Source organism: Nostoc sp. (assembly GCF_036917455.1).
Taxonomy (GTDB): Bacteria; Cyanobacteriota; Cyanobacteriia; order Cyanobacteriales; family Nostocaceae; genus Nostoc.
On record NZ_JBALDK010000133.1, the window covers coordinates 1 to 9,236 of the forward strand.

Annotated in this window: 8 protein-coding genes; 3 read left to right on the forward strand and 5 right to left on the reverse strand. The window is 41.1% G+C overall.

All coding sequences use genetic code 11. The annotated features are described in order from the left end of the window. Window positions 1-86 precede the first annotated feature (86 nt). On the reverse strand, window positions 87-863 hold the full coding sequence (locus tag V7K42_RS13925; protein ID WP_334917052.1) for a class I SAM-dependent methyltransferase: 777 nt from the start codon (window positions 861-863) through the stop codon (window positions 87-89). Between the two features lie 281 nt (window positions 864-1,144). On the opposite strand from V7K42_RS13925, the gene V7K42_RS13930 reads away from it, so the two are divergent. Further along, complete coding sequence (locus V7K42_RS13930; RefSeq protein WP_334917054.1) at window positions 1,145-1,888, forward strand: DUF561 domain-containing protein; 744 nt, start codon at window positions 1,145-1,147, stop codon at window positions 1,886-1,888. A gap of 92 nt (window positions 1,889-1,980) precedes the next feature. On the opposite strand, the gene V7K42_RS13935 is transcribed toward V7K42_RS13930, so the two are convergent. Continuing rightward, on the reverse strand, window positions 1,981-3,129 hold the full coding sequence (locus V7K42_RS13935) for a DegT/DnrJ/EryC1/StrS family aminotransferase (protein WP_334917056.1): 1,149 nt from the start codon (window positions 3,127-3,129) through the stop codon (window positions 1,981-1,983). A 328-nt stretch (window positions 3,130-3,457) separates the two neighbouring features. Here V7K42_RS13935 and V7K42_RS13940 point away from each other — a divergent pair, with 328 nt between their 5' ends. After that, window positions 3,458-4,234, forward strand: a complete 777-nt coding sequence (locus V7K42_RS13940) for an ABC transporter permease (RefSeq protein ID WP_094342688.1) — start codon at window positions 3,458-3,460, stop codon at window positions 4,232-4,234. Window positions 4,235-4,672: 438 nt separating this feature from the next. Here the strand turns inward: V7K42_RS13940 and V7K42_RS13945 are convergent, their stop codons facing one another. Then, window positions 4,673-5,143, reverse strand: coding sequence for an ABA4-like family protein (locus V7K42_RS13945; RefSeq protein ID WP_334917058.1), 471 nt, complete (start codon window positions 5,141-5,143; stop codon window positions 4,673-4,675). Window positions 5,144-5,260: 117 nt separating this feature from the next. Further along, entirely contained in the window at window positions 5,261-6,301 is a 1,041-nt protein-coding gene (cobW, locus tag V7K42_RS13950) for a cobalamin biosynthesis protein CobW (protein WP_334917060.1), read from the reverse strand. A gap of 107 nt (window positions 6,302-6,408) precedes the next feature. On the opposite strand from cobW, the gene V7K42_RS13955 reads away from it, so the two are divergent. After that, a complete protein-coding gene (locus V7K42_RS13955; RefSeq protein ID WP_334917062.1) occupies window positions 6,409-7,656 on the forward strand; it encodes a tetratricopeptide repeat protein in 1,248 nt (415 codons plus the stop codon). Window positions 7,657-8,011: 355 nt separating this feature from the next. Here V7K42_RS13955 and V7K42_RS13960 read toward each other — a convergent pair whose 3' ends face one another. After that, on the reverse strand, window positions 8,012-8,728 hold the full coding sequence (locus V7K42_RS13960; protein ID WP_334917064.1) for a biliverdin-producing heme oxygenase: 717 nt from the start codon (window positions 8,726-8,728) through the stop codon (window positions 8,012-8,014). Window positions 8,729-9,236 lie beyond the last annotated feature (508 nt).

Consider the following 9,236-nt stretch of genomic DNA (forward strand, 5'->3'; position numbering starts at 1 on the left):
AATTATCGGAAGTACGATTTTAGATATTTTAAATGGGTGGTTTATTTGTATCTTGCTGTAATATAATTTTTTGGGTTGCTATGTAATTATTTAACCTTCAGGAGTTTAAAAACTACCGAATAGGGACGTGTTTTGGAATTGAAAAGCTTTCGGTCATTTTCTGCAAGATGATATCGCTCTGGAGTAATTCTTGGCTCTTCAAATTCGTCTACAGAAAAACCTGCTGCCTTGAAGACTTTCCAGTAATCGGAAAGAGGGCGGTGAAACCAGATAAATGGTGTTGTAAAATGGTTCCAAGGTTCGTCGTTGTGTTGTATCCTTTCAAAATAGGAAGAATCCCAACCATAAATAACCGTCCCATCCTCATTTACAGTTGTCGATTTGCCTTGAGGAAAGCAAGGATGTGAGAACACAAGAATTGCAATACCACCAGGTTTAAGAACACGATTAAATGCCTTGACTGCTCCTTCGATATCGAGCAAATCCATCAGAACATAATTCGAGACGATCGCATCAAATTTTTCATCTGGAAGCGAATTAAGTTCAGTGCATGAATCCAAATGAAAATCTATATCTAGATTATTTTGGCTAGCTCTGAATTGGGCAATTTCTATCATCTGAGGTGAAAAATCTATACCAGTTACACTGGCCCCTTTCAGGCAAAGTTGGCGTGCTAGATATCCTGTGCCACAACCAGCATCAAGGACAGACAATCCAGCAACATCACCAGCGAAACTCCATAGTACTGGATCTGAGTTCAGAATTCGATTGCTGTCACCATCATCGCCAACTTGAATATCCCAGTCTTTAGCTCTATTATCCCAGAGTTCAAGTATTTCGTTATCGTCAAAATTTGCCGTCATATCTTCACTTCTGAAAAGAATAACCTAATAGAACTTAATTATTTTCACATGGATATTGACTGAACTTTATGTTTCATTGTAGTGTTGTGCTGCATTTAATTCCTAGCTGAATTGGGAGAGTAAACTTTTAATCGACGTTCAGCCTAAGTTTATGCGATCGCTCTCGGTGCGGCTTGCAGAACTCAAAATTTGGCAACTGCCATAGTGATTTAGTTCCTCATCAACTGAGTGACGGTAGAATATACCTAATTTATAATTCTCATAGCTTCAAAAGCCTAACCATGACGATGCATCCTACACTCCAACGTGCATTTACTAACCGCCGCGTTCTGAAAGTAATTAGCGGCTTAAATAACTTCGACGCTGCTAGCGTTGCTGCTACTGTTAAAGCTGCTGAATTTGGTGGTGCTACTTTTGTCGATATTGCCGCCGATCGCGCTTTGGTACAATTAGCTAAAAGCTTGACAAGACTGCCAATTTGTGTTTCAGCCGTAGAGCCAGAAAAATTTGTGCAAGCTGTGGCAGCTGGTGCTGATTTAATTGAAATCGGGAATTTCGATTCTTTTTATGCTCAAGGTCGCCGCTTTGAGGCTCTAGAAGTGCTAGCGTTGACTAAGCAAACCCGCGCCCTTCTCCCAGAAATCACCTTATCTGTCACCGTTCCCCACATTTTGGAACTAGATCAACAGGTACAGTTAGCCGAAGAATTGGTGAAAGCTGGAGCAGATATTATCCAAACCGAAGGCGGTACTAGCAGTAACCCAGTTCATCCTGGAACTTTAGGATTAATTGAAAAAGCTGCTCCCACCTTGGCAGCAGCTTTTGAAATATCCCGTGTGGTGTCAGTACCAGTATTGTGTGCTTCCGGCATTTCTAGCGTTACTGCACCATTAGCGATCGCATCTGGTGCGGCTGGTGTTGGTGTTGGTTCCGCCATCAACCAACTTAATAGTGAAATAGCAATGATTGCGGCTGTGCGTGGCTTGGTGGAAGCCTTGGCAGCTGCGAATGTAGTAGTGAAATAAGTTAGGAGTTGGGAGGGATGAGTGATGAGTTGAAGAAACTTATTCATTCAAAACTCCTAACTGTAGAGACGCGATTAATCGCGTCTCTACTTCTAACTCATAACTTCTTTCAACGCATAAATCACTTGGTCTTGCTGGTGTTGTGTCAATTCTGGGAACATGGGCAAAGCTATGACTTCATGGCAAGCTTGCTCTGCTATTGGTAAGTCCCCAATTTGATAACCTAGATTTTGATAAACTGGCTGCAAATGTAAAGGGTGGGGGTAGTAAATCATTGAACTCACACCCTGTTCTTGTAATTGACTACGCACCCAATCTCGATATTTGGCGGTAGAACCATTTCGCCCTTCGCCTGAAATGCGAATAGTGTATTGATTCCATACCCCAATACCCTCAGGTAATTCTTGAGGCGGGACGATTCCCGGAATTTGGCTCAGGAACTGATAGTAATAATTGGCGATATCTCGGCGGCGATCGTTCCAAATATCTAAATAACGCAGCTTAATCTGCAAGATGGCTGCTTGGAGAGCATCCAAGCGGCTATTTACACCGATTTTCTCGTGTAAATATCGAACTTTACTACCATGATCTCGTAAGATTCGCAGTTTAGTAGCGATCGCAGGATCTTTAGTCGTTATTGCTCCGCCATCACCGCAACCACCAAGATTTTTGGTAGGGTAGAAACTAAAGCAACCAATATGTCCAATACTTCCTACTTTTGTATCAGCCCACCTTGCGCCTGTAGACTGAGCGCAATCTTCAATGATTGACAAATTGTGAGATTGAGCGATCGCCATTAATGATGTCATATCCACAGGTTGTCCAAATAGGTGAACCGGGATAATCGCTTTAGTTTTGGGTGTAATCGCCGCCGCTACTTGCTCCACATCCAAATTAAACGTAGTAGCATCAATATCAACGAAAACAGGCTTTGCACCGACGGCGCTAATTACTTCAGAGGTAGCAATAAAGGTGAAAGGCGTTGTAATCACTTCATCGCCTGCACCGATTTCCAAGACTCGTAACGCTAAGTAGAGCGCATCAGTACCAGAATTACAAGCCACACATTCAGTAACAGTATTATAAGCAGCAAACTGTTGCTCAAAGCCTTCTACTAGAGGGCCGCCGATATAGCGCCCAGAAGCCAGAACTTCTAAGACGGCTGCACTTACTTCTGCTTCGATGGTGGTGTATTGCTGCTTAATATCAAAGGCAGGGATGGGATTTACACTTTGGATCATGAGTTCTCATTTTATCGGAAGATACAAAGGATGCACTTCGAGAGTCAATTTTTGCTGATTGAATTATTAATCAAAAAGAAGCAACTAAAAGACTATCGCCCAAGATACGCATCTATTAGGGTTTTTACTTAAATTTTGGCGAGCTAGACTGCCGCACATTTAATTTACAGATAGTAGACATACTAGGAGTTTGTCATGTTAAGGTTGTACCATTTTTGAAATTTGAATTGATCAAAGTGATATATATCAACCAAGATCCAACACATCGGATCAAAGTTCCAGGTGTGTGGGTTGCTTTGAAAAGAAAATACTAGGAGATAGAGAACCCATGCAGGATCTGATCGAGCTGAATTTCGTGGATTTAGCTATTGCTGTGGGATTGATGGCGATCGCCATTGGTTTATCTGCCTGGGAAAAATTAGGATTAGAGTTGAACCTAGCCCTTGCTACTGGGAGAACTATCTTACAACTTCTTGTATTGGGATACATTTTAGATTTCATCTTGGCTTTAGACAATGCTTGGGCAGTTTTGGCGCTATTAGCAATAATGCTGACAATTACGGCGATTGTCGCACGAAATCGCATCAGCCAAAAAATTCCTCATCTATTGCCTTTGGTATGGGGTTCAATTTTAATTAGTACTGCCCTGACGGTGTTTTACATCAACTTCTTGATTATTCAACCAGAAAGATGGTACGAACCACAGTATATAATTCCCCTAGCAGGGATAGTCTTAGGTAACGCTACTAATGCAGCTGCGTTAGCAGGCGAACGTCTTGTCAGCACCATTAATTCCAGCCATCTCGAAATAGAAACCCACTTGAGTTTAGGTGCAACGCCCCAGCAAGCAGTTAGCCAATACCGCAAAGACGCTATCAGAGCCGGATTGATTCCGACTCTGAATCAAATGATACTTATAGGCATGGTGGCAATACCAGGCATTACCACCGGACAGTTACTAGCTGGCGTAAAACCTCTCGATGCAGTATCTTACGAAATTTTAATTATGTTCATGGTGGCTTTCGCTAACTTGTTGACAACAGTTTTAGTCACGAAAGGATTGTGTCGTCAATTTTTCAATTCCGCCGCGCAGTTAGTCAGGTGAAGCGGTTGATTTACATCCAAGAATATCTCGCTGTTGTGTTTTTAATTTGCACATTGAGACAGCAGGGGAGCAGAGGCGCAGAGGAGAGGGTTTACAGGTTTTACCTAAAAGATTATGAGGCAACTTGTAGGCGCGACAGCTTATCATGTCCGGTTAATTAGTTATGATTCCCATATCTGTGCAAAAATCGGAAAACCCTATTTCCCCCTGTCCGAATGGCACTAAGAAAAGCTGAAACCTGGTCAGGGCAAGGTGTGGGAGGTTTGTTGCTTTTTTCTATCCCCCACTATCCCACACCCAAAAAGCCTGTTATATCAGGGCTTTGTGATTAACTTACTGCCATTCCCCCCTGCCCCCTGCCTCTTCGTTGACAAGCTTTTTAAGGGAGATGGGGGGATCTTCTGGGGCAAAATAATTAATGTGTGACTACGTGCCAGATTATGAGGCAGCTTTTTCTTCTCCCGTCACTGTTTCATTATGCTGAAATTTTGGGAAAAATGTCTTAACAATCCAGTAAGTCAAGATGTGAGAAAGTAATCCCATAGGGCCAGCAAACAAACACAATGCAAGAGAGTGAATTGTCCAAACACCTGTTTTTTGCCCTTCCCAATAAATCCAGCGCCCGACGAATAAATCCATTACTAAAAAATGAATCCAACCTGTCGCAGCAGCCGTTTCATCTGCGAAAAATCGGGCAATATCAGCTAATTGAGGATTCGATAAAGCTTGGGCATTTTCTGGCGTAATGCTGTTGATAAATAAATACAAATATGCCCCAGCTAACAGCACAAAGGGTAAATATGATGACATTATCTGCCGTGTAACTTTCCAATTTGGCAATAAAATCATCAACACCCAAAAGGGTAACACAAAAATATTGGCGGCGTTAAAAAGTTGAGAGATCGTCATATTGTTGTAAAGTGAAGAATTTTGAGTTATTGTTTTGAATTAACTAATTATTCATAACTCGTAACTATCAGGATATAGATCCCCCATTTCTCTAATCAATTGGGGATCTGGGTATACTTACAAAGCTACAAGTTGTGATTCAATTTCTGAAGACTTCAAATCACGTCCGATGAAAACTAAGCGGGTTTGCCGCGCCTCTTCGGGTTTCCAGGGGCGATCGTAAAATTTATCAAATCGGGTTCCTACGCCTTGCATTACCAAACGCATGGATTTATTTGGCACTGCCACAAAGCCTTTAATCCGGTAAATTTCTTGTTGTTGTGCTAATTTCTCTAACTGCTGTTGCAGCTTGTCTGGATCAAAAGTACGATCCAAAATTAAATTAGTTGAGATAATTTCTTCGTCGTGATTGTGGTCTTCTTCGGTATCGTGATGACTGGGACGAGAATCTAAATTGTCTTCAACTGCGGCTTGAAATCCTAATAATATAGATGCGTCTAGTTGAGAACGATCGCTCTCGACAATCTTCACCACTTTGGGTAACTCTTGCTTAATTAGTTCCTCAACTCTGGCTTTTGTTTCGGCATCCACCAAGTCAATTTTATTCAACACCACCAAGTCTGCACAAGCAAGTTGGTCTTCAAACAGTTCTTGCAAAGGTGTTTCATGTTCTAAATTATCATCTGCTTGCCGTTGGGCTGCGATCGCATCTGGATCGCTAGCAAATGTCCCCGTCGCTACTGCTGCACAATCCACCACAGTAATCACAGCATCCACAGTGGCGGCGTTGCGAATTTCTTGCCAGCGAAAAGCCTTCACCAATGGTTTTGGTAAGGCTAAACCCGAGGTTTCAATCAAAATGCAATCAATACTATCTCGCCGCTTGATTAACTCTTGCATCGTCGGGTAAAACTCTTCCTGCACGGTGCAACACAAACAGCCGTTGGTTAATTCAAAGATATTAATGTCGCCCTCAGCATCTTCCGGGCAAATTTGACAAGATTTTAACAATTCGCCATCAATACCGAGTTCGCCAAATTCATTGACTAAAACGGCAATGCGGCGGCCTTGGTTGTTTTGTAGCAGGTGGCGAATTAGGCTGGTTTTTCCACTACCTAAGAAGCCTGTGATCACTGTGACAGGAATTTTCGTAGCCATATTTTTGCCTGATTTACCCAGTATGGTAAGTTTTAGGGGTTACAAACTTAAATACTGAGATTAAGCTTGGTTTGAAGATTGACTTAGTTATTTTAAGCTGAAAGTCTATGGTAAGCCGGAAAATATTGCCGTTGTTGTTGAGTTTAGGTTTGGCTTTGATTCCTCAAATCACTGTGGCACAAACGGTAGAGGAGTTGGAACAAAAAGCGACATCTGCCGAAGAAGTGAAAAATTATGAAGAAGCTGCTAATATTTGGCGGAGTTTCATTAAGCGCGATCCCAAAAACAGCTATGCTTACGTGAAACTGGCAGATGTCTTATCTAACCAAGGCAAGATTGCAGAGACGATCGCTACCTATCGCCAAGCATTGCAATTAACCCCCAATGGCGCAATTTACCTAAAATTAGGGAATTTTTTGGCAGAAAAGGGACAAATCCAAGAAGCGATCGCCTCTTACCGTCAAGCTGTCAAACTCGATCCGAAAACTGATAGTAACTACATTACTTTAGCCAATAAGTTGCAGGAAGTTGGCAGCATAGAGGAAGCATTAATGGCTTACCGTCAAGCAGTTAAACTCAGTCCTGATTCCAATAATTACTATTATTTAGCCGAGATCCTCTTCAAAGCAGGTAAACGACAAGAAGCGATCGCAGCTTACCGCCAAGCCATTAAACTTGATAATAATGGTTATCTTTCATCTGACAACGCTTATGAGAAGCTCGGTGAATTCCTGGAATATTCAGAAGCAGTCACTATCTATCGTCAATTAAGTAAAGATGACCCCAATAGTAAGGTTTTTTATAAAAAGTTAGCTGAACTCTCATTAAAGCGCGGTTTTGTGAACGAAGCGATCGCAGCTTACCGCCAACTAATTAAAATTGAGCCTGACGCTTCAACGTATATGGAACTGGCCGATGTGCTGATGACACAAAAAAAACCCGAAGAAGCGATCGTAGCCTACCGCCAAGCTGTTGCCAAAGAATCTACAGATTATTATTACAGTAAATTAACTAAAGCACTAGCTCAACAGGAAAATCTAGATGAAGCTCTGGCAATTTGCCAAAAGGTGATCAAAAATGGTGAAGGCAGTTATGACACCTGCTCCAATATAAATTTACTACTTCACAAGCAAAAAGGATTTGCAGGCGTAATGGAATTTTATCGGCCCTTGGCAAATCTAATACCACGTCGCCAAATGGCAGAACTTTACATCAAACTTGGCAGAGAGATTTCCTATGGTGAATCTGGTGAAGGTTCAAAACAAGAAGCAGCAGCAGTTTTTCGGGAAGTATTAAAAATAGATCCAGAAAACACTGATGCTCAAGATGCTCTCAAGAACTTAATCGCTTCTTAAAGGATTTTCAACAAATAAATTATCCAATCTTGTGAAGTGGCTAACATGAGCGCCTTTGGCTTGATGAAAGAATCGCTATAACTAAGAATAAAAGTTGGGTTTTGGCAGTTCATCATTTAACGCCCACTTTCCTACAACTTTGGCAAACTCACGGGTAATTTGTAGAACGCATAAATTGAGGGGCAATCTCCCCATGCTTGCTTTTACCAATCCAAAGCAGTCACAGGGCTATTGCCCCTAAATATTTTGAGCGTTAATCGCTCTTTCTCCAGAAACACCTATTAATTATCTTTCATTAGGCTATCTGGGCTTAGATTCCACACACCATACTCCGCAATCTCAACACAGTTACTAATTACTCAGCAGTGACGAGTTCAGTACTGCCGCGTGTCCGTCGCCGTGTGAGGCTATTGTACAACATTACACCGATCGCCTTGATCAAATTGCCTTCCAACTCCTGAAACATCTTCATGTTCGTGCCAAAGGCGGCGTTAGCTTCATCAACGATGCGATCGGTTGTCGCATCATCAAGGGGTAATTCATCCAAATTTTGGCGATATTTCGCTTTGAATGCCTTCTCATCAGGAATTTCTGGAAACTCATAAAAAGCTGTTCCTTGCCCATCAGACAAATTCATCGCCGTTACAGCAATGTTTTTGAGAATTTGTCCCCCAGATAAGTCACCCAGGTAACGAGTATATGAATGAGCAATTAACAGTTCTGGTTCTGTTGCAGATATTTCCCGGATGCGCTGTACATAAGCTTCACCTGCGGGAGATAGTTTGATTTGCTCTCTCCAGTTAGCACCAAAGTAATAACTCAGGTCTTGCTCTAAGGTATACTTGCGGTTTAGCTGGGGAAAGTTGATTTTAGAAAGAATTGGGTGCTGGCTATGCTTTTCCATTTCTTCTTCCATCGCTGAGTAGACGAAGTAGAAGTTAGCAACTAGTTTCCGGTAAGAGTTTTTCTCGACTACTCCTCTTAAAAAGCACTTGACAAAACCTACATTTTCTGCCATTGTGTGGGCTTTTTTAGTGCCTACACGTAATTTGGTTGCTAAATTGCTGCTCATGCTAAATTTCTCAACTTTAAAAAGGTAACTGCCGGAGTTTTAATTTCCGAACGGCTAAAAAAGCCATTAAAACGTTACCTTAAAACTATTTGATGAGAATTTATATTAAAATTTTTTAAGCCGCGATTATTTTGTGCTTTTTTACACAGCGAAAGACTATGAAAATATAACTTTACATTTCGGCATTTTGATTTTTTTGTTGTTGTTAGCTAACTTCCGCTTTCATTCTCAGCTTTCCTGAAAAACACTAATCATAAAGCAAAGTAATATTTGTTACACTTTATTGTTTATTAATAGCATTGCAAAGTGTGAACTAATACAGATAATCAAAACTCAAGTTGATGGCATAAAACGAATAATTAGCTAAAATGTGGAAACTTTACTAATAATGTAAAAACTAATACTGACTTCATGAAATATTTACAATTTTAAAAGCATTAATTCAGTATAACTACGTAAAGATAGTTTGAATAGAATAAATTTCTAAAGAGAAAAAGCATGTCAAAAT

Excerpts from the sequence above, each read along its gene's own strand:
- V7K42_RS13945 (WP_334917058.1), bottom strand. The coding sequence starts at position 5,143 with ATGACGATCTCTCAACTTTTTAACGCCGCCAATATTTTTGTGTTACCC.
- V7K42_RS13940 (WP_094342688.1), top strand. The coding sequence starts at position 3,458 with ATGCAGGATCTGATCGAGCTGAATTTCGTGGATTTAGCTATTGCTGTG.
- V7K42_RS13955 (WP_334917062.1), top strand. The coding sequence starts at position 6,409 with ATGGTAAGCCGGAAAATATTGCCGTTGTTGTTGAGTTTAGGTTTGGCT.
- V7K42_RS13930 (WP_334917054.1), top strand. The coding sequence starts at position 1,145 with ATGACGATGCATCCTACACTCCAACGTGCATTTACTAACCGCCGCGTT.
- cobW (WP_334917060.1), bottom strand. The coding sequence starts at position 6,301 with ATGGCTACGAAAATTCCTGTCACAGTGATCACAGGCTTCTTAGGTAGT.
- V7K42_RS13925 (WP_334917052.1), bottom strand. The coding sequence starts at position 863 with ATGACGGCAAATTTTGACGATAACGAAATACTTGAACTCTGGGATAAT.
- V7K42_RS13960 (WP_334917064.1), bottom strand. The coding sequence starts at position 8,728 with ATGAGCAGCAATTTAGCAACCAAATTACGTGTAGGCACTAAAAAAGCC.
- V7K42_RS13935 (WP_334917056.1), bottom strand. The coding sequence starts at position 3,129 with ATGATCCAAAGTGTAAATCCCATCCCTGCCTTTGATATTAAGCAGCAA.